General features: G+C 71.6%; 20 protein-coding genes. 10 read left to right on the top strand and 10 right to left on the bottom strand.

Going from position 1 to position 19,000, the window contains the following annotated elements; genetic code table 11:
* Nucleotides 1-105 precede the first annotated feature (105 nt).
* Nucleotides 106-732, top strand: coding sequence for a YdcF family protein (locus ACZ6YG_RS27420; protein WP_466019583.1), 627 nt, complete (start codon nt 106-108; stop codon nt 730-732).
* A 231-nt stretch (nt 733-963) separates the two neighbouring features.
* On the opposite strand, the gene ACZ6YG_RS27415 is transcribed toward ACZ6YG_RS27420, so the two are convergent.
* Both ACZ6YG_RS27415 and ACZ6YG_RS27410 read right to left on the bottom strand, forming a co-directional pair.
* On the bottom strand, nt 964-1,389 hold the full coding sequence (locus ACZ6YG_RS27415) for a tautomerase family protein (protein ID WP_466019582.1): 426 nt from the start codon (nt 1,387-1,389) through the stop codon (nt 964-966).
* A 36-nt stretch (nt 1,390-1,425) separates the two neighbouring features.
* Nucleotides 1,426-2,178, bottom strand: a complete 753-nt coding sequence (locus ACZ6YG_RS27410) for an SDR family oxidoreductase (protein ID WP_466019581.1) — start codon at nt 2,176-2,178, stop codon at nt 1,426-1,428.
* A gap of 34 nt (nt 2,179-2,212) precedes the next feature.
* Between ACZ6YG_RS27410 and ACZ6YG_RS27405 the strand changes: the two genes are divergently transcribed.
* Nucleotides 2,213-2,692 carry a winged helix-turn-helix transcriptional regulator gene (locus tag ACZ6YG_RS27405; RefSeq protein ID WP_364229480.1) on the top strand — a complete coding sequence of 160 codons (480 nt, stop codon included), beginning with the start codon at nt 2,213-2,215 and terminating at the stop codon, nt 2,690-2,692.
* A gap of 198 nt (nt 2,693-2,890) precedes the next feature.
* On the opposite strand, the gene ACZ6YG_RS27400 is transcribed toward ACZ6YG_RS27405, so the two are convergent.
* From ACZ6YG_RS27400 to ACZ6YG_RS27390, 3 genes are all read right to left on the bottom strand, one after another.
* Nucleotides 2,891-3,343 carry a DUF6196 family protein gene (locus ACZ6YG_RS27400; protein ID WP_466019580.1) on the bottom strand — a complete coding sequence of 151 codons (453 nt, stop codon included), beginning with the start codon at nt 3,341-3,343 and terminating at the stop codon, nt 2,891-2,893.
* A 123-nt stretch (nt 3,344-3,466) separates the two neighbouring features.
* On the bottom strand, nt 3,467-4,606 hold the full coding sequence (locus ACZ6YG_RS27395) for an acyl-CoA dehydrogenase family protein (protein ID WP_466019579.1): 1,140 nt from the start codon (nt 4,604-4,606) through the stop codon (nt 3,467-3,469).
* On the bottom strand, nt 4,603-8,001 hold the full coding sequence (locus tag ACZ6YG_RS27390; RefSeq protein ID WP_466019578.1) for an indolepyruvate ferredoxin oxidoreductase family protein: 3,399 nt from the start codon (nt 7,999-8,001) through the stop codon (nt 4,603-4,605). Before ACZ6YG_RS27390 ends, ACZ6YG_RS27395 begins: the two co-directional genes overlap by 4 nt.
* 152 nt (nt 8,002-8,153) lie before the next feature.
* Between ACZ6YG_RS27390 and ACZ6YG_RS27385 the strand changes: the two genes are divergently transcribed.
* The 6 genes from ACZ6YG_RS27385 to ACZ6YG_RS27360 all read left to right on the top strand — a co-directional run bounded on the left by ACZ6YG_RS27385 (nt 8,154) and on the right by ACZ6YG_RS27360 (nt 12,643).
* Nucleotides 8,154-8,612, top strand: coding sequence for an Lrp/AsnC family transcriptional regulator (locus ACZ6YG_RS27385; protein ID WP_148035372.1), 459 nt, complete (start codon nt 8,154-8,156; stop codon nt 8,610-8,612).
* A gap of 63 nt (nt 8,613-8,675) precedes the next feature.
* Nucleotides 8,676-10,454, top strand: a complete 1,779-nt coding sequence (locus ACZ6YG_RS27380; protein WP_466019577.1) for a flavin-containing monooxygenase — start codon at nt 8,676-8,678, stop codon at nt 10,452-10,454.
* A 75-nt stretch (nt 10,455-10,529) separates the two neighbouring features.
* Complete coding sequence (locus ACZ6YG_RS27375) at nt 10,530-11,051, top strand: DUF5709 domain-containing protein (protein ID WP_219542948.1); 522 nt, start codon at nt 10,530-10,532, stop codon at nt 11,049-11,051.
* Between the two features lie 9 nt (nt 11,052-11,060).
* Nucleotides 11,061-11,495 (top strand): hypothetical protein, encoded by a 435-nt coding sequence (locus ACZ6YG_RS27370; RefSeq protein WP_466019576.1) that lies wholly within the window; start codon nt 11,061-11,063, stop codon nt 11,493-11,495.
* Nucleotides 11,496-11,521: 26 nt separating this feature from the next.
* Entirely contained in the window at nt 11,522-11,908 is a 387-nt protein-coding gene (locus ACZ6YG_RS27365; RefSeq protein ID WP_148035376.1) for a DUF2795 domain-containing protein, read from the top strand.
* A 15-nt stretch (nt 11,909-11,923) separates the two neighbouring features.
* Entirely contained in the window at nt 11,924-12,643 is a 720-nt protein-coding gene (locus ACZ6YG_RS27360; RefSeq protein ID WP_466019575.1) for a YqjF family protein, read from the top strand.
* Nucleotide 12,644: 1 nt separating this feature from the next.
* Here ACZ6YG_RS27360 and ACZ6YG_RS27355 read toward each other — a convergent pair whose 3' ends face one another.
* The 4 genes from ACZ6YG_RS27355 to ACZ6YG_RS27340 all read right to left on the bottom strand — a co-directional run bounded on the left by ACZ6YG_RS27355 (nt 12,645) and on the right by ACZ6YG_RS27340 (nt 16,257).
* On the bottom strand, nt 12,645-13,070 hold the full coding sequence (locus ACZ6YG_RS27355; protein WP_466019574.1) for a hemerythrin domain-containing protein: 426 nt from the start codon (nt 13,068-13,070) through the stop codon (nt 12,645-12,647).
* A gap of 52 nt (nt 13,071-13,122) precedes the next feature.
* Complete coding sequence (locus ACZ6YG_RS27350) at nt 13,123-14,307, bottom strand: globin domain-containing protein (protein ID WP_466019573.1); 1,185 nt, start codon at nt 14,305-14,307, stop codon at nt 13,123-13,125.
* Between the two features lie 62 nt (nt 14,308-14,369).
* Nucleotides 14,370-14,813: an RrF2 family transcriptional regulator gene (locus ACZ6YG_RS27345; RefSeq protein WP_148035380.1), complete on the bottom strand. Its 444-nt coding sequence runs from the start codon at nt 14,811-14,813 to the stop codon at nt 14,370-14,372.
* A gap of 10 nt (nt 14,814-14,823) precedes the next feature.
* Nucleotides 14,824-16,257 (bottom strand): nitronate monooxygenase, encoded by a 1,434-nt coding sequence (locus ACZ6YG_RS27340; protein WP_466019572.1) that lies wholly within the window; start codon nt 16,255-16,257, stop codon nt 14,824-14,826.
* Between the two features lie 141 nt (nt 16,258-16,398).
* Here ACZ6YG_RS27340 and ACZ6YG_RS27335 point away from each other — a divergent pair, with 141 nt between their 5' ends.
* On the top strand, nt 16,399-16,752 hold the full coding sequence (locus ACZ6YG_RS27335) for a hypothetical protein (protein WP_148035382.1): 354 nt from the start codon (nt 16,399-16,401) through the stop codon (nt 16,750-16,752).
* Here the strand turns inward: ACZ6YG_RS27335 and ACZ6YG_RS27330 are convergent.
* Nucleotides 16,749-18,470, bottom strand: a complete 1,722-nt coding sequence (locus ACZ6YG_RS27330; protein ID WP_466019571.1) for a serine/threonine-protein kinase — start codon at nt 18,468-18,470, stop codon at nt 16,749-16,751. The genes ACZ6YG_RS27335 and ACZ6YG_RS27330 overlap by 4 nt on opposite strands.
* 174 nt (nt 18,471-18,644) lie before the next feature.
* Between ACZ6YG_RS27330 and ACZ6YG_RS27325 the strand changes: the two genes are divergently transcribed.
* The coding region (locus ACZ6YG_RS27325) for a carbohydrate-binding protein (protein WP_466019570.1) at nt 18,645-19,000 on the top strand (356 nt) is incomplete at its 3' end.

Genomic DNA, 19,000 nt, shown 5'->3' with positions numbered 1-19,000 from the left:
GGGCCTTAGACAAGCCCGATCCTCCCAGCTCAAGGGCACTTTTCTTATGTGAACTATCAGGTCGGCTCAAATTCGCTGTGAAAGCCGCAGGCTAGAGTCGCCGGCATGCGGCGAAGGACAGGAATGCTGATAGCCGGGGCTGGAGTCCTGGTCTGGGGCGAGTGGTTGAACTGGCGCTGGTCCCGCACTCTCGTGGTGAACAGTGCAGGCCCCGCCGAGGCCGTGGTCGTGTTGGGTTACCGGAACCCCCAGCCCACGGCGAACTTCCTCAACCGCTGGCGAGTCCGTGCTGGAATTCGCTCCATCACCACCGACAGTGCGCGCGACACTCGCGTCATCTTCAGCGGCGGTGCGACCAGCGGTGGCGCCGCGGAGGCGCGGTTGATGGCCGATTACGCGAAGTCGGTGCTCGGATTCGACGGCGCGGTGCTCCTCGAAGACCAGAGCGCGACGACATGGGAGAACATCACGAACGTGATTCCCCTGCTTGAGGACGTCGACCGTATCAAGATCGTCTCCCAGCCGGCTCACGCCCTCAAGGCCCGCGCGTACCTGCGGCGGCAGCGCCCTGATCTCGCCGAGAGGCTTGTGCACGCGGATGACTACCGCCCCGGCGAATGGACGCTCGTCAAACCGCTGCTGGCTCTGTACGGACTGTGGACACTCCGCGGTCTCAAGGCCGACGAGCGGAAGATCTCGCGTAGACGGCCACGGTCGCGTCGGCTCCACTGACGAAGGTTCTCGAGCTTCCGCCGGAGGGATCGTTTTTGGTGCCTTCGCGCGCCAGGCAACATCAAGTGAGACGACGGAACTTCGGCGTCTCATCCGACCTTGCATCTCCGCATGTCAGGACGCCTCCCGGAGGCGAGATCGAATGAGACAGGACATCTGGATGAGGGCGCACACCAGCGACCTCATGGCAGGTGCGGCTCGTCTCTTCCGGGGACGGTACCGGCGGTGCGGTCAGTAGGGGGACGCCGAGTTGCTCTCAGCCCAGAGCTTCTCGGCGTCGGAGCCTGCCGGGGGCGGCGCGATCCCGTTGATCATCCAGAGGTCGTCGCTGGTCTCGTCGATGTGGAACTCCCAGTGCAGCCCTGCGTTCCGTTCGAGGTGGGGCTGCAGCATGCCCTTGACCCACTGGGCGGTCCGGCGCCGGCTCTCTCGATCGGCGTTGCGGCGGGCGATGTGGTCGATCACAATGCGGACCCCGACCGGGGCCGGCTCCCCACCGACGTAGAAATCCTCGGGCCGGGTCTGGTGGAACAGCGTGATCACGTAGAACCGGGGCAGCCCCACCTGTTCGTAGTGGTCGGCGATCTGGGAGGCGAGTTGGTGCTTCTCCTTGTCGGTGAAGATTCCGGGCGTGTGATGAACAGTCCACAGTGGCATTGCGGGTCAGTACTCCTTAAGTGTTGGGACGCGATGTCAACCGGCGACCGAGAAGGCCAGGCGCTCCACGGGGCCGGACAGCGCCGCCTTGGTGGCGATGGTGACGTCGTCGGCGAGCACCTCCGTGGCCTGGGCCTCCAGGCCGTCGACGATCCGCGCGGCCACCTCGGCCGGCGTCGCCTTCGGCAGGTCCATGGCGGAGACCATTTCGGTGTCGATGAACCCTGCGTGAACGCCGACGACCTGGGTGTTCTGGCGCGCTAGTTCGAGTCGGAGCGAGTTCGTGATGGACCACGCCGCCGCCTTGGACGCCCCGTAGGCGCCGGCGCCGGCCAGCCAGGACAGCACGGAGTGCATGTTCACCAGTGCGCCCCCACCGTTCGCGGCCAGGATCGGCGCGAACGCCCGTGCCATCCGCAGGGGTCCGAAGACGTTGACGTCGAACGTCACGGTGGCGCGCTCGAAGTCACCCGTCAGCAGCGGAGCCGGCAACAGGATGCCAGCGTTGTTGAACACGATCTCGACGTCGGCGGCGACCTTCGCGAGGGCGGCGACCGACGCCTCCGAGCGGACCTCCAACTCGGCGGTAACCACCTCTGGACGGTCGTCGATGTACGCCGAGCGCGCAGTCGAGTACACCTTTCGCGCCCCGCGCGCCAGCACCTCATCGACCAGCGCCGCACCGAGCCCACGTCGGCCCCCGGTCACCACAACCACTCTGCCCGCTACTGCAACCACTGCACTCTCCCTCTGGCTAACGATGTCGTTAGTGAGATGTAAGCACGCCATGCTGGATAACGCAAACGTTAGTTACAATGGTGAGATGGCGATGAAGTTCGAGGAACGGCTACGCGACCGAGATGCGTGGTCGATCGGCGATGGATGCTCGGCGGGGCGGGTGCTGGACCTGCTCAGCACCAAGACGGTATTCCTGGTGGTCCGCGAATGCTTCTACGGCACGACCAGGTTTGACGACTTCGTGGCGCGGATCGGGACCTCGGCCCCTGCGGTGTCTCGGGCACTCAAACAGCTGAAGGCCGCGGGTATTGTCGCGCCCGTTCTCTATCGGGAGCCGGGGAGCCGGGCCCGCGACGAGTACCGGCTGACCGAGGCGGGCCGGGACCTGCTGCCGGTGTTTCTGTCGCTGATGCAATGGGGCGACACGTACCTACAGGAAGGCCGCCCGCCTCTGTCGTTCGTCGAGACCGACACCGGCCGTCCGATACGGGTCCGCGTAACCGCCGACGCAGCGCCGGAGACGATGTGCGACGACATCGAGATCCGGCTGAACCCCGCCTGGTGACGCGGCTGGCCCCGTTTCTCGATCACGCCCGGGATGATCTGGCCCGGCTGGAACGCAGCACGGGCATCGGCCAGTCACCCCCGACCATCCCACGACCCACCGATCTCCAACTCCGTCTCCCGAACCTTCTGGATATCGATCCAGGAGACCTCCGATGAAGATCGCCCACGTACAGAAAACGGGGCTAGCCCTCATCCATCAACTGTCCATGTCGGGGAAGGCCGCGCGTAGTGCCTTGACGACTGCGACGGCCTCGTCCAGCAGGTCGATCGGGCACCCCCAATAGTCATAGATGCCACCACGGGCACGGTTGCTCCCGCAGATGACGAACACCCCCGTCCCCAGCCTCACCTTCAGGTGACTGGCGAGCCAACCGACGAAGCCGCTGTTGTCGAGCTCAGAGGGAAAGTGAAAGGAGAAGATCCCAAAACGTTCGACGTGTTCGTGTTCCTGGCTGTAGGGGACCAGGCGGCTCCAGCTCTGGTCGTCACGGACCACGGCCAGTTCGTCGCCGTTGAGCACCGGCGGCTGGTCGATGGGGAACTCCTCAAAACACCAGACACCATCATGCACGAGGACATCGGCCTGGGCGATCACCCGCTGCAGACGCTCTTCCGTCTGTTCCGGCCTCTCCCTGCTGACAGAAACCATCGCTGCTTTCTCCTGCCGAGTCTGCTCGGGGCGTCGACATCGCCCGAAGATGCGTGTCTGCACTATGTCACCAGCGAAATGTGGCTCCGACACCCAGCAGGCAGGGTTTCCCCGTGTCGGGCACTACTTGGCCAAGTGCCGGCTGATCACCAGCCGCTGGATCTGGTTCGTCCCCTCGAAGATCTGCATGATCTTCGCCTCACGCATGTACCGCTCCACCCGGAACTCCCGCGTGTACCCGTACCCCCCGAACACCTGCACCGCGTCCGTGGTCACCTTCATCGCCGCGTCCGTGGCCACCAGCTTCGCCACCGAAGCCTGCCGCGAGTACCCCAGCCCAGCGTCCCGGCGTCGCGCCGCGTCCAGGTAGGTGGCCCGCGCCGAGTCCACCGCCGCCGCCATGTCCGCCAGCAGGAACCCCAACCCCTGGTGGTCGATGATGCGCTTGCCGAACGTCTGCCGCTCCTTGGCGTACGTCACCGCCTCGTCCAGAGCCGCCTGGGCCAGGCCGACGGCGCAGGCGGCGATGCCGAGGCGGCCGGAGTCGAGGGCGCTGAACGCGATCTGCAGACCCTCGCCCTCCGCGCCCAGGAGCCGGGAGGAGTCCAGCAGGACGCCGTCGTAGTGGGCGGTGGTGGTGGGGACGGCGTGCAGGCCCATCTTCTCCTCCGGACGCCCGAAGGTCAGCCCGTCGGCCGTGCCCGGAGCCAGGAAGCAGGAGATGCCGCGGCTCCCGGAGCTGGTGCGGGCGAACAGGGCGTAGAAGTCGGCGATGCCGCCGTGGGTGATCCACGCCTTGTTGCCGGTGATCCGGTAGCCGTCGTCGGTCTTGACGGCCTGGCAGGTGAGGGCGGCGGCGTCGGAGCCGGCCTGGGGTTCGGAGAGGCTGTAGCCGCCGATGAGCCGGCCGGCCAGCATGTCGGGCAGCCAGCGCGACTTCTGCTCGTCAGTGCCGTAGGTGAAGACCGGGAAGCAGGCGAGGGTGTGGACGCTCACGGCGACGGCGACCGACGCCCAGCGGGCCGCCAGTTCCTCGATCACCTGGAGGTACACCTCGTACGGCTGGCCGCCGCCGCCGTACTCCTCCGGGTACGCGAGCCCGAGCAGCCCCGCCTCGCCCAGCAGCGGGAACAGGCCCGCAGGGTAGGTCTCCTCGCGCTCGTGCCGGTCGGCCCGGCGGGCGAGCTCCTTGTCGGCGATCTCGCGGGTCAGCTCGATGAGGTCCCGGGCGTCCTGGCTGGGGAGCAGGCGGTCGACGGTCATGATCTCTCCCGAGCGGTGGTCCGGAGCCGGTCGTCCTGGGTGAGGGCCGCGAGGGCCGCGGCGGCGCGCTCACGGTATTCCGCGACGCGGGCCAGCTTGATGTCCTCGTATCCGCGGATGCCCTCCGGCAGCGCCGCCAGCTCGGCCACCGCGTCGGCGGTCGAGGGGGTGAGGCGGTCGAGGGCGTCGTTCATGAGATCACGGTATTCCCCCACGAGCCCGCGCTCGACCCGGCGTACCTCGGCGCGGCCGAACACGTCGAGCGCGGTGCCGCGCAGCACGCGGGCGGCGCGCAGGCCGCGGAAGAGCACCCCGGCCGAGCGGCGCAGCTTGATCTTGCGCTTCATGCCGAGCGCGCGGAACACGGGCGGGTGCAGCAGCACGGACACCTTGGCGTCGGGCCCGAACTCGCGGTCCCGCCGAGCCTGCTCGGCAGGGTCGAGGTGCAGGCGGGCGACCTCGTACTCGTCCTTGTAGGCCATGAGGTGGTGCAGGCTCCTGGCGTAGGCGAGCGCGACGCGGGTGCCGGCCTCCTGGCCGGCCCGTTCGACGGCGAGCGCGGTGACGCGCCGCACGTCTTCCGCGTACGTGCGAGCGTACGTGGCGTTCTGGTAGCCGGTGAGGTCGGCGACGCGGATGGCGAGCGCCTCCTCCAGGCCGGTGGGCTCCGGGACGACGAGCCCGGCGGCCTTGAGCACGGCGTCGCGGTCGTGAGCCAGGGCGCGGCCCCAGCGGAAGGCGGCCACGTTCTTGTCCACGGCGGCACCGTTGAGCGCGATGGCGCGCTCGAGAGCGGTGGCGGAGACGGGCAGGCAGCCGTGCTGGTAGGCGGCGCCGACCAGGAGCATGTTGGCCGGCATGTGGTCGTCGAAGAGCGCCTCGGCGAGCCCGTGCGCGTCCACGTAGAGGCCCGAACGGGTGGCGGACTCGATGCGGGCCAGCGCGTCGGCGGGCGAGCCGGGCACGGCGGCGCGGCCGGTCACCATGGCGGCGGTGGGCACGACCGAGGTGTCGACGACGGCGATGGTCCGGTCCGGGGCGGCGACGGAGAGGTTGCCGTCGGCGGCGGCGCCGAGCAGGTCGAAGCCGATGAGCACGTCGGCGGCGCCGCGGGTGGCCCGCACCGAGCCGGTGAGCGGCCGGGCGGAGATGCGGACGTCGCTGACGACCGGGCCGCCCTTCTGCGCGAGCCCGGTCTGCTCCAGCCCGGCGGCGTGCAGGCCGTCGAGGTGGGCGGCCATCTGCAGGATCTGGGAGACGGTGACGACGCCGGTGCCGCCGATGCCGGGCATCCTGATGAGCACGGTGTCGCCGACCTTGCGGTCCGGTTCGCCGGGTTCGACGGGCAGGTCCGGCACCCGGTGCGCGCTTCTGGTGCCCGGCTCGACCAGCAGGAACGACGGGCAGTCGCCCTTGAGGCAGCTCAGGTCGGTGTTGCAGGACGGCTGGTGGATGCGGGTCTTGCGGCCGAACTCGGTCTGCACCGGCTGCACCGACAGGCAGGTGGAGACGTCGCCGCAGTCGCCGCAGCCTTCGCAGACGCGCTCGTTCACCACGACCTTGGCGGCCGGGACGGGCAGCTTGCCGCGCTTGCGCAGCCGCCGCTCCTCGGCGGCGCACCGGTCGTCGTGGATGAGCACGGTGACGCCGTCGACCGCGGCCAGCTCCTTCTCGGCCTGCTGGAGCTCGTCGCGGTGGCGGACGCGGGCGATGCCGGGCAGCCGGACGCCCCGGTACGTCTCTGGCTCAGGGGTGGTGACGACGATCTCCCGTACGCCTTCGAGCGCCAGCTCGTGGGCGAGGGCGGGCACGTCCAGGCGGCCCTCGGCGCGCTGGCCTCCCGTCATGGCGACGGCGTCGTTGTAGAGGAGCTTGTACGTCATCGTCACGCCGGCGGCGACGGCGGCGCGGACGGCGAGGGAGCCGGAGTGGTGGAAGGTGCCGTCGCCGAGGTTCTGCACGAAGTGGCGGTCGCCGGTGAACGGGGCGAGCCCGATCCACTGGGCGCCCTCGCCGCCCATCTGGGTGAGCCCGACCTGGGTGCCGCGCCCGTCGCCGTCCAGCGCGATCATGGCGTGGCAGCCGATGCCGACGCCGACGAGCGTGTCGTCGGTGGTGCGGGTGGAGGTGTTGTGCGGGCAGCCCGAGCAGAAGTAAGGGGTGCGGGCGGCGACCAGCGGCAGCATGCGGCGCGCGGGCCTGGGCGCGGCCGGTTTCCTGGGGAGCCGGTCCGGGCCGACGCAGCGGGCGACGGCTTCGGCCACCTCGTCGGCGCCGAGCGTGCCGCGGGCGGTGAGCAGGTCGCGGCCGTGCACGGCCGGGGTGTGCTGGCCGCCGTAGAGCGCCTGCTTGAGCTGCCCTTCCAGGAACGGCACCTTGTCCTCGACGACGAGCACCCGCTCCAGCCCGGCGGTCTGGGCGGCCAGCGCGGCGTGGTCGAGCGGGAACGGCATGCCGATCTTGATCAGCCGGATCCCGAGGTCCGTCATGGCGCTCTCGTCCAGGCCGAGGTCAGCCAGCGCGCGCCGGACCACGGCGAATCCGGTGCCGGAGGCGAGGATGCCCAGCTTGGCGTGCGGGGCGTCGAACACGACGCGGTTCAGCCCGTGCGCGTGGCCGTAGGCGCGGGCCACGTCGAGGCGGCGGGTGAGCATGTCGTGCTCGGCGTCCAGCGAGGCCGGGCCGACCAGCACCGGCGGCTTGCGCGGGCCGGGCCGCCCGGGCTCCGGGACGCCGTGGTGGCCGCCGACCTCGACGGTGGCGGCGGCGTCCGCGACGTCGGCGACGATCTTCAGGCCGGTCCACAGGCCGCTGGCGCGGGACAGCGCCACCGCGTGCAGCCCGTACTCGATGATCTCGGCGACCGAGCCGGGCGCGAGCAGCGGCATCGACAGGCTCTGGCACATCGGCTCGCACGAGCTGGGCACGGTGGAGGACTTGCTGCCGGGGTCGTCGCCGATCCAGGCCACGGCCCCGCCGAGCGGCGCGGTGCCGGCCAGGTTGCCGTGGCGGATGGCGTCGGCGGCCCGGTCCAGGCCGGGGTTCTTGCCGTACCAGAAGCCGGTGACCCCCTCGTGGCGGCGGCCGGGCAGCGCGTCGAGGAGCTGGGTGCCGGCCACGGCGGTGGCGGCCAGTTCCTCGTTCAGTCCGGGCCTGAACACCACGCCGGCGGGCTCCAGGAAGCGCGCCGCCCGCCCCATCTCCAGGTCGACGCCGCCCAGCGGGGAGCCCTGGTAGCCGGAGACGAAGACCCGGGTGTCCAGGCCGCGCTCGCGGTCGAGCCTGCGCTGCTCCAGGGTCAGCCGGACCAGGGCCTGGATGCCGGAGATCAGCACCCGGCCGCTCTCGGCCGCGTACTTGTCGTCGATCGACACCTCAGCGGGAGTCACGCTCACGCGAACCTCCTTCGTGCGGGGGGAACCCCCAGCACAGCAACGAGGCCCATGGACGCGCAAGAGTCAAGCGGGGAGGGTGTTGAAAGACGCAAAAAGTTTGAGACTGTTGGGGGATTCGGCTGCTTTCTTTGCGCCGGTGAGGAGGCTTTCCCATGTCAGACGTCGACGAGATCGACCACCGGCTGCTGCGCCTGCTCCGGGAGGACGGCCGCCGCACGTTCTCGGAGATGGCCGAGCGGATCGGCCTGTCGGTGGCGGCGGTCAAGCGGCGCGTCGACCGGCTCAGGGAGCTCGGGGTGATCACCGGCTTCACCGTCCAGATCGACTATGCGAAGCTGGGGTGGGGCATCGAGGCGTTCACCGAGCTGAGCTATCCGGGCACGACCCCGGTCGCCGAGATCGTCCGCACCGCGGCGACCGTGCCGGAGGTGCAGGAGGTGTTCACGATCGCCGGCGACCCCGACGCGCTCATCCACGTCCGGGTGCGCGACCTGGGCCACCTGCAGCAGGTCGTCGACCGGCTGCGCAGGGCGGGCGACGTGACGGGCACCAAGACATTGCTGGTGCTGGGTTCCTGGACGCGCGACACGCTGACGCCGCGGACGTCCTGAAGGGCTCTTGTCGGCACTATTTCGGAATGCCATTCTGGAATCCCGTCCTTCGGAGCGCGCATCGTGGACAAAGAGGCCATTCGCCTGAAATATCGGGAAGAGCGCGACAAGCGGTTGCGTCCCGACGGCAACGACCAGTACGTCCGGCTCACCGGCCGGTTCGCCCGCTACCTCGACGACCCGTACACGCCGAGGACCGAGCGAGCGCCGAAGACCGACGACGTGACGGTCGCGTTCATCGGCGGCGGCTTCGCCGGCCTGCTCACCGGGGCCCGGCTCAAGGAGGCCGGCGTCGAGGACGTGCGCATCGTCGAGAAGGGCGGCGACTTCGGCGGCACGTGGTACTGGAACCGCTACCCGGGCGCGCAGTGCGACACCGCCTCGTACGTGTACATGCCGCTGCTCGAAGAGACCGGCCACATGCCCACGGAGAAGTACGCGCACGCGCCGGAGATCCTCGAACACTGCCGGCGCATCGGCAAGCACTTCGGCCTGTACGACGACGCGCTGTTCCACACCGAGGTCACCGGCCTCGAATGGGACGGGTCCCGGTCCCGCTGGATCGTCACGACAGACCGGGGCGACGCGTTCACGGCGCGCTTCCTGGCCATGGGCATCGGGCCGCTGCACGTGCCTAAGTTGCCCGGCATCCCCGGCATCGAGGACTTCCGCGGCCACTCCTTCCACACCAGCCGGTGGGACTACGACTACACCGGCGGCGACCCGTCCGGCGCGCCCCTGGACCGACTCGGCGACAAGCGGGTGGGCGTCATCGGCACCGGGGCCACGGCCGTGCAGTGCGTGCCCCACCTGGCGCGGGCCTGCGGCGAGCTCCACGTGTTCCAGCGCACGCCGTCGTCGGTGGACGTGCGCGACAACCGGCCGACCGACCCCGAGTGGTTCGCCTCGATCGCCACCCCCGGCTGGCAGCGGCGCTGGCTGGAGAACTTCACCGCCATGCAGACCGGCGTGCTCGCCGACGAGGACCTGGTGATGGACGGCTGGACCGACATCGCGCGCAGGGTCCGCACCAGGATCGCCGAGCTGCCGCCGGAGGAGCGGACCCTGGAGCGGATGCTGGCCGCGTTCGAGGACTCCGACTTCGAGAAGATGGCGGAGATCAGGGACCGCGTGGACGCCGTGGTCGAGGATCCGGAGACGGCCCGCGCGCTGAAGGCGTGGTACCGCCAGCTCTGCAAGCGTCCCTGCTTCCACGACGAGTATCTGCAGGCGTTCAACCGGCCGAACACCCACCTGGTCGACACCGACGGCAAGGGCGTGGAGCGGATCACCGCGAAGGGCGTCGTGGCCGCGGGCCGGGAGTACGATCTCGACTGCCTGATCTACGCCTCCGGGTTCGAGGTGGGCACCGAGTTCACCCGGCGGGCCGGCTACGACCTGGTCGGGCGCGGCGGGGTCAGGCTGTCGGAGCGCTGGGCCGACGGCATGCGCACGCTGCACGGCATCCACGTGCACGGCTTCCCCAACGTCTTCATCGTGCAGCCCACCCAGGGCGCCAACCTCGTCTCCAACATCCCGCACAACCTCACCGAATCCGGCAGGACCATCGCGGCGATCGTCCGGTACGCCCTCGACCACGGTCACCGCGAGGTCGAGGTGGCCGCCGAGGCCGAGGACGCCTGGGTGGAGCTGCTGCTGACGGGGACGGGCGGGCTGCTCGGCGGGGCCGACTGCACTCCCGGCTACTACAACAACGAGGGCCGGGACGCCGGGCTGCTCGGCCGCCTCTTCGTCGGCTACCCGCACGGCGCGACCGCGTTCTTCGACTACATCGACCGGTGGCGCGCGTCCGGCACGTTCGAAGGGCTCGCCTTCCGCTGAGGTCGCGTCTCCTGTGAGGTTCCGGCCGTCCGGGGTAGCGGGCGATGGACGGCCTGAAAACCTGGAGGGGACGCTGTGACTGAGCACATACCTGAACACGATCCGCGCTCGCGGTTCGAGGACGAGGGGATCCCGGATCTTCAGGACGGCACGCCGGAGCAGCAGTGGGCCGAGGACCCGCAGGAGGCTCCGCTCCCGGCGGACCATCCCACCGCCGTCGACGACTTCGGCACCACCGTCGACGAGCAGATCCGGGGCGAGCCCTTGGAGGGCCGGCTGGAGCGCGAGGTGCCGGAGGAGGAGGCGTCGTTCGGCACGGACACGCCGGTGACCGTGCAGCGGGCCCCGTCCCCCGACCCCGACGAGCAACCGCTCACCGACGAAGGCGGACTGGGCGTCGGTTCCGACCTCGACACCGACTTCCAGGAGGACAGCGGGGTGGATGAGGGGGACTACCCGGACCGCGCCGGCCGCCTGGTGGCCGCCGACGAGGGCGCGCACCCCGACACCGAACCGGACGAGGTGGCCCGCGACGTCGGCCCGGACGCCGGCGGTTACTCCGCCGAGGAGTCCGCCATGCGGGTCGAGCCGGAATAGGGAGACCACATGACCAGAAAAGAAAGGGACAAGGGCGGTTACTCCGAGGAGGCCGGCTACATGGCCGGTCGCGACGACGAGTACAGCGTCACGGCAGGCTCCGACGAGAAGGCCGTGGCCGCCCGCACCGACGAGATCGAAGGCCACGAGGAGGTCGTCGCCGGTCCCAGCCCGCACCCGATGCCGCCCGGCGCGCGTGGCGACCAGGGCCACGGCGGCGATCCGGGTTTCCGCGTGCGAGGTCCGGTGGACGAGGCCAAGGAGGGCGAGGTCGAGGACGACGGCGAGAACCTCGCCGAGCGCGTCCCGGCCGGGGGCCACCTGAGCGGCGACACCGAATGGGTCGACTCCGACCTCGCCGAGGACCCGGACGCCGGCTCCGGCCGCACCGACGCGGATGACGGCGACTACCTGCCGGGCGAGGGCACCGGCCGGCCTTACTGACACGTACCGAACGAGGGAACGGTGGCATGGAGCAGCAGCGAGGCAGCGACAAGCACAGCCCCCGCATGGACGAGGAGCAGAAGCACGACAGCCGGTCGGAGGAGCACCAGCGGCCCGAGCCGACGGGCGACGCGCCGGGCGAGGAGAGGCTCTCCGCGCCGCGCGCGCAGGAGCCCGGCTCTCCGGAGGGCATGACCGCCGAGGAGGTGGACAGCCGCAGCAACCTGGCCCGCTGGGTCAGCGGCGTGCACGCCTTCCCGGCGGACAAGAAGGAGCTGGTGGAGCGGGCCCAGGAGCAGTTCGCGCCGGACGCGGTGCTGTCCGCGCTGCGGTCGCTGCCGGACCGCAGCTACGAGAACATGAACGAGGTGGCCGAGCAGCTCGGCATCGCCGGGCGGGGCCGGTTCGACTGACGGCAGGCACCGACCATGAAGGCTCCGCCCTCGCCCCGCGTCGCGCGTCCGGTGCTGTACCACCGCTGGTCCAGCATGACCTTCCTGCACTGGCGCTACCCGGCCGAGACGGTCCGGCCGCTGGTGCCCGGCCATCTCACGGTCGAGACGTTCGACGGCAGCGCCTGGGTGGGGATGACGCCGTTCCTGATGGAGGACGTGCGGGCGCCGGGCCTGCCCAGGCTGCCGTGGGTGTCGCGGTTCCCGGAGACCAACCTGCGCACCTACGTGCGTGACGAGCACGGGCGCGGCGGGATCTGGTTCCTGTCGCTCGACGCCGGGCGGCTGCCCGCCGTGCTGGGGGGCCGGGCCGGCTACTGGCTGCCGTACCACTGGTCTGACATGTCGGTACGGGTCGACGCCGGTCGATGGCGTTACCGGTGCCGCAGGATCTGGCCGGGGCCGCGGGGCGCCCGCTGCCACGCCGAGTCCAAGGTCGGCCTGGTGCTGTCGGAGCGCGAGCGGGACGAGACGGCGCACTTCCTGACGGCCAGGTTCAGGCTGTTCTCGCAGGTCGCGGGCCGGCCCGTCACCGCCGAGGTGGAGCACCCGCCCTGGCCGCTGCACCGCGCGGCGCTGCTGGACCTGGACGAGACGCTGCGGCGCGCGGCGGGCCTGCCCGACACCGATGACGAGCCCCTCGTGCACGCCTCCCCCGGCGTGCCGGTCCGCATCGGCATGTGGAAGCCGCTCTGAGTCAGGCCGTGATCCGGTCCCAGGCCGGGATCGGCAGGACGATCACGGAGGCGGGGAACAGGCCGTGCTCCTCCTTGTCGATGTGCTCGTGCAGCCGCTTCACCGCGCCGAGCACCCGGTCCCAGTCGGGGTCCGCCCGGTCGACGGCGGCGAGCACGCCGTGGATCTCCGCGTGCTCCCCGCACAGCCGGTCGACCTCCCCGGCCAGGGTGCCCTCCTCGCGCAGCTCGGCGAACAGGCCCCGCTCCTCCTCCGCGGTGTGCGGCAGGAGCAGGGCGAGCAGGAGGTCGAGCAGGTCGCGCGCCTCGGCGTAGGCGGCCCGGTCGACGGCCATGCGCAGCGTGCGGGCGACCTCCCCGATCTCCACGTGCTCCGCCGAGAGCCGTCCGATCAGCGGGAAGTCGCGGCATCCGCAGTAGTTGCACATGCCCCCAGTCTCACCGCCGGGCGCCGCGCCGGGCAGGGACCTTGGTCCCTGGTCAGGCGGCCGGAAGCCACAGGTCGGGGCCGAAGACCTCGTAGTGGAGGTCACGCGGCGCCACCCCGGCGCCGATCAGCCGCTCCCGCGCGTCCCGCATGAACTCGAGCGGTCCGCACAGGTAGGCGACCGCGTTCTCCGGGACGTCCACCCCGGTCAGGTCGATCCGGCCGGCCCGGCCGCCGGGGCCGTGCTCGTACCAGAAGACCCGGTCGGCGCCGGGCAGCGCGTCCGCCAGCTCCTCCATGTCGCGGCGGAGCGCGTGGTGCGCGGCCGAGCGGTCGGCGTGCAGCAGCAGGACGCGGCGCCGGTCGGCGGTGAGCGCCAGGTGCTGGAGCATCGCGGTGATGGGGGTACAGCCGATCCCGGCGGAGGCGAGCACCAGCGGCCGGTCGCCGTCGCCGAGCGCGACGTCGCCGAACGGCGCCGACAGGGTCAGCTCGTCGCCGGGCCTAACGGTGGCGTGCAGCAGGTTCGACACCTCGCCGTCGGGTGCGCCCTCGCCGCGCACCCGCTTGACGGTGATGCGGCGCTGCCCGCCCTCGCCGAAGCCGGAGATCGTGTACTGCCGGAGCTGCCGGACCCCGTCGGGCATGCGCACCCGGACGCTGACGTACTGCCCCGGCAGGGCCGGCTGGACGGGCTCGTCGCCCACGGGAGCCAGCACGAGCGACATGACGTCGGCCGTCTCCTCCCGCCGGTCGGCGACCCGCCAGGGGCGCCAGGTGCGGCCGTCGCGCGCGCCGGCCTCGGCGTAGATGCGGGCCTCCATGGCGATCAGCGCGCCGGCCATCAGCCAGTAGACCTCGTCCCAGGCGGCGGCGACCCCGGGCGTGACGGCGTCGCCGAGCACCTCGGCGATGGCGCCGAAGAGGTACTTGTGGACGATCACGTACTGGTCCTCGGTGATGCCGACGGCGGCGTGCTTGTGCGCGATGCGGGCCAGCAGGGCGTCGGGGCGCTCGTCCGGGTGCTCCAGGAGCGCGGCGGCGAAGCCGGCGATGGACCCGGCGAGCGCCCTGCGCTGTTCGCCGCTGCGCTGGTTGCCCCGGTTGAACAGGCCGTCGAGCAGTTCGGGACGGTCGGCGAACATCGTCTCGTAGAACCTGGTGGTGATCGTGTCCAGCGCCTCGCCGACGACGGGCAGCGTGGCGCGGACGACGGCCGCGCTCTCCGCGGAAAGCATGGGGGAACCTCCCAGATAATTGGAATCTGAGATGCATATTAAGTGGGCGGTCCCCCGGTCCCTCATTCGGGCGGGGCCGTCAGCGACAGCAGCACCGGCCCGGCGGGCGCCGCCACCAGCGAGGCGATCGTGATCTCGTCGAGCGAGGCGTAGAAGGCCTCCTGCGCCTCGCGGAGCGCGGCCCGCAGCCGGCAGGCGGCGCGCAGCGGGCACGGCATCAGCGCGTCCTCGCAGCCCACCACCTCGCCGTCGCCCTCCAGGCCGCGCACGACGGACCCCACCGACGCGCCGCGCCCCAGCGCCGTGAGCTGCAGCCCGCCGCCGCGCCCGCGCCTGGCCTCCACCAGCCCCATCTCGCTCAGCCGCGCCACCGCCTTGGCGGCATGCGTGTACGGGACGGCGAGCACGTCGGAGATGGCCCGCGTCGTCATCAGCTCGTCGCCCCGCTCCACGGCCAGGCGCATCACGATCCGCAGCGAGATGTCGGTGAAAGCGGTCAGGCGCATGGCCCACAGGTTAGGCCGTCCCCACCCACGCTCCCGTCAGGATCCGGTCGATCACGTCGGCCGCCGAGTGGTCCCGCGGCAGTTCGGCCAGGAAGCCGGTGTCCTGGCCGAGCGTGAGCAGGGGCGGCTCGGCGTAGCCGTCGGGACGGTGCTGACCGAGCCCGATGGCCGCGAGCAGCCCGTTGCACAGGCAGCGCCGCTCCTCGGCCTCCTCCGCCGGGCGGCCCTTGCGCACGTAGACGTCGACCGGCTCGGCCGCGCACCGGTAGCCGATCGCGCCGTCCGCCTTCTCGTACGGGGTGCGCAGGTAACCGAGATCGCACAGGCGCGGGCGATCGGCGTAGACCACCGGGTCGGCGAGCGTGCCGGGCACGTCGGCGACCTTGAAGGGGAAGCCGGTCGGCGAGGCCAGCGGGTCGTTGCGCACCCGGAGGGTGCCGTCGGCGGCGCCCCGCAGCAGGCGGTCCCGCAGCGCCGGGTCCAGGCCCGACTCCCGGCAGAGCGCAAAGGCCGAGCCCACCTGGATGCCGTTCGCGCCCGCGGCCAGCGCCCCGGCCAGGCCGTCGGCGGTGCCGTAGCCTCCGGCGAGCCAGAACGGCAGCCCGATCGCGGCCACCTTGGCGACGTCCACCTCATCGCGCGGCCCGTACACCGGCTCGCCCGCCTCGTCGAGCGTCATCCGGCCGCGCGGCGGCGCGCTGTGGCCGCCCGCCACCGGCGACTCCAGCACGAACCCGTCGGGCCTGGTGCGCGGCGTACGGGCCAGGTAGGCGGCCAGCACGTGCGAGGACACGATCGCGAGCAGCCGGGGCCGCGGCAGCGGCGGGAGCGTCCGCCCGAACAGCCGGTTCGGCTCGACCGCCACCGGCCGCCGGTCGCCGTCCGCCACGGTGACGGCCACCTCGCCCCGGCGGTGCGCGGCCAGCTCGTCCAGCAGGTGCGGGATCTCCGCCGGGATGCCGGCGCCGACCAGCACGTAGTCGACCCCGGCCAGCATCGCGCCGTAGAGGGCGGCGGGCGTGGCCATCTGGATCTTCTCCAGGTAGTTGACGCCGACCAGTCCGTCGTGCCCCTCCTTGGCCAGGTACACCTCGGCGAAGTTGGCCACCACGGTCAGCTCGTCCAGCGCGCGGCTCTGCCGCAGGCCCAGCCGGGGCACGGGCCGATACGGCGTGCCCTCGGGGATGCCGCCGGGCACGAAGTAGCGCCGCAGCACCCGCGCGGCCACCTCGGGCACCGGGAAGGCGGCCAGCGCCCGGCGCAGGTCTCCGCCGGGATCGCCCCGCTGCAGCCGCCGGGCCAGGGTGAGGTCCAGGGCCGTCCCCGACACCACGCCCAGCTGCCCGGCGCGGGACACCGCCCGCGCCAGCCGCCATCCTGACACTCCCACGCCCATGCCGCCCTGGATCAGGACGGGCGGGGCGTCGTGCACACTCCTGCCCATGGTGGCCAGTGCAGCACGCGGGCCGGGTGGTGCTGTAGGGGCCAAAGTCCTTCCCGGCGGTGACCCCCGCCCCTACCGAGGGACCGCCACCGGCCGATGTCATGCTGGCAGGCCCTCGCACCGTTGGAGGAGTGACCGCTCGTGACCGCACGCATCAAGGCCGGGCTCCCGCCGCCCTACGACGGGATGTACACGGCCTACGCCACCGCCCTGGCCGGCGCCCGGCTCGCCGAATCCAGCAAGTCCCGCTACCTCACCCGGGTGCGCGCCTTCCTGACCTGGACCGCGGACGCCTCCGCCCGCGGCGTGCTGGGCCACGACCCGCTCGGCGACATGTCCGCCGCGATCCGCGCCGCGCACGGCTACCACCGCCATCTCAGGGACGGCGGGTACGCGCCCGCGACGATCGACGGCGTGCTGGCGGCGGTCGACGACTTCTACGGCCGCCACGGCATCGGCGCCACGGGCGCCCGCCGCGAGCGCTCCCGCGCCTAGTCCGGGAAGTCGAGGACCAGGTACTCGTACTCGGCCGGGCCGGTCAGGTCGAACCGCTTGTCGCCGTCACGGTCGATGAAGATCGACAGGTGGACGTCGCCCTTCCACTCGCCGGCCGGGGTCGTGGCGTCCCCCTTCTGGATGGTCGAGAACAGGACCTTGTCCGTGGTGTCCGAGTGCTCGGCGAGCCGGTCGCCGATCAGGTAGTTGTGGGCCTCCTCGTTCAGGTAGAGCGTGCCCGAGCCGTGCTCGTAGTCGGCGATGCCGGTGCCCGGGCTGTAGCAGGTGTGGTCCTCGACCTTGGTGTCCCGCTCGATGCGGAAGACCGAGTCGTCGGTCCAGGCGCAGATCTGGGCGGCGGTGTCCTCCGGGAGCGTCGGCAGGCGCAGCTCGAACGGCTCCGCCTTCATGGAGACGGTGCTGATCTCTTTGTCGCTGAACTCCTTGTCCTCGTCGGTGAACGCCATCGTGCTCGCCGCGCCGCCCTGCCACACCTCGATGCCCAGGCGGGGCGAGCGGGCGATCTGGTTCTCGACCGGTGAGGGGCTGCCGGAGGCCGCCGACCCGCCGGGGCTCGGGGTGGGGGTGGGGGTCGCCGGGCGGTCCAGGTTGAGCACGAGCGTCACGGCCACGGTGGCCACCGTCACGGCCGCGGCGACGAGCGACGCGCCGATGGCCATCCCGGCGCGCCTGCGGCCGGGCTCGGTGGTGGGCGACCCGGTCGGCCCGGACCCCCACGGGGTGTTCACGTACCCGGGCGGGGGCGTGGAACCGGGCGGGGGCGTGGAACCGGGCGGGGGCGTGGAACCGGGCGGAGGTGTGGAGCCGGGCGGGGGAAGCGGCACCGGCGGGCCGCTCGGCGGCGGGAGGGATCCCGGCCTGGCCGTCGGGAAGGCTTCCTGGCGCTTGTCCATCAGGCCGAGCAGCGTCTGCTGGGCCGTCGGCCGCCGGGCCGGGTCCTTGACCAGGCAGGCGGCCACGTACTCGCGCAGCCGTCCCGACAGCCGGCCCAGGTCGGGCTCGCCGTTGAGAATCCGGTTGATCACGGCGGGCATCGGCTCCTGCCCGAACGGCGGGCGCCCGTTGGCCGCGAACGCGATCGTGCACGCCCAGGCGAACATGTCGAGCGGCGCCCCCGCCGGATGCCCCGCCAGCTGCTCGGGCGACATGTACGCGGGAGTGCCGACGATCCCGCTGGCCGGAGCGGCGGTGCCCTCGAACGGCCGGGCGATGCCGAAGTCGATCACCCGTGGGCCGTCGGCGGCCAGCAGCACGTTGCCAGGTTTGAAGTCGCGGTGCACGATGCCCGCCGCGTGGATGGCGCCCAGGGCCGTCGCGGTGGCCACGGCCAGCCGGTCCAGGTCGGTGCCGGTCAGCACGCCGCGGTCGCGCACGGCCTCGTGCAGGGACGGGCCTTCCACGTACTCGCTGATCACGTACGGCGGGTCGGACTCGGGGTCGGCGGCGAGCACCCGCGCGGTGCAGAACGGCGCGACCCGCTGGAGCGCGGCCAGCTCGCGGTGGAAGTAGCGCCGGGCGTCGGTGTCGTTGCCGAAGTCGGCGTGCAGGAGCTTGACCGCCACCTGCTGCCCGGAGTCCGACTCGCCGAGGAACACCACCCCTTGCCCGCCCTCGCCGAGGCGCCCCCGCAGCGCGTAGCCGGCGATCTGGGTGGGGTCGTTGGCGCGGAGGGGACGGATGCCGCTGATCGAAGGCATGCCGTCGATTGTGCCGGACGAGGCGATCGTCCGGCTTGCAGGCTGCTTGACGACGGCCTCCGGCAGAGGTTATCTTCGGAACGAATATAAAGGAAACTTTACTAATAGTTTCCTGGACAGCGCGACTCCCATCCCACCCCCCTGTTCACCCCTCCAACCGGATGTCGGAGCATCATGAAACACAGAGTCCTGGCCATCCTTGCCGCGTTACTCATGCCGCTCACCGTGCTGGTCGCCGTGCCGGCGACGGCCTCCGCCTCCTCCTCGGGCATGTCCGCGCTCGCCGAGTGGGCGCCGTGGACCTCGTACACCACGGGCACCCGGATCACCTATCAGGGCGTCGAGTACGAGTGCCGTCAGAGTCACACGTCGCAGCCCGGCTGGGAGCCGCCGAACGTGCCGGCGCTGTGGCTGCCGACCGGCGGCGGAGGCGGTGACACGCAGGCCCCGTCGGTGCCGGGCAACCTGCGCTCCACCGGCGTGACCAGCGCCAGCATCTCCCTCGCCTGGAACGCCTCCACCGACAACGT

Source organism: Nonomuraea sp. NPDC054003 (assembly GCF_055585125.1).
Note: the sequence above shows the minus strand (reverse complement) of the source record. Positions and strands in the feature narration are given on the sequence as shown.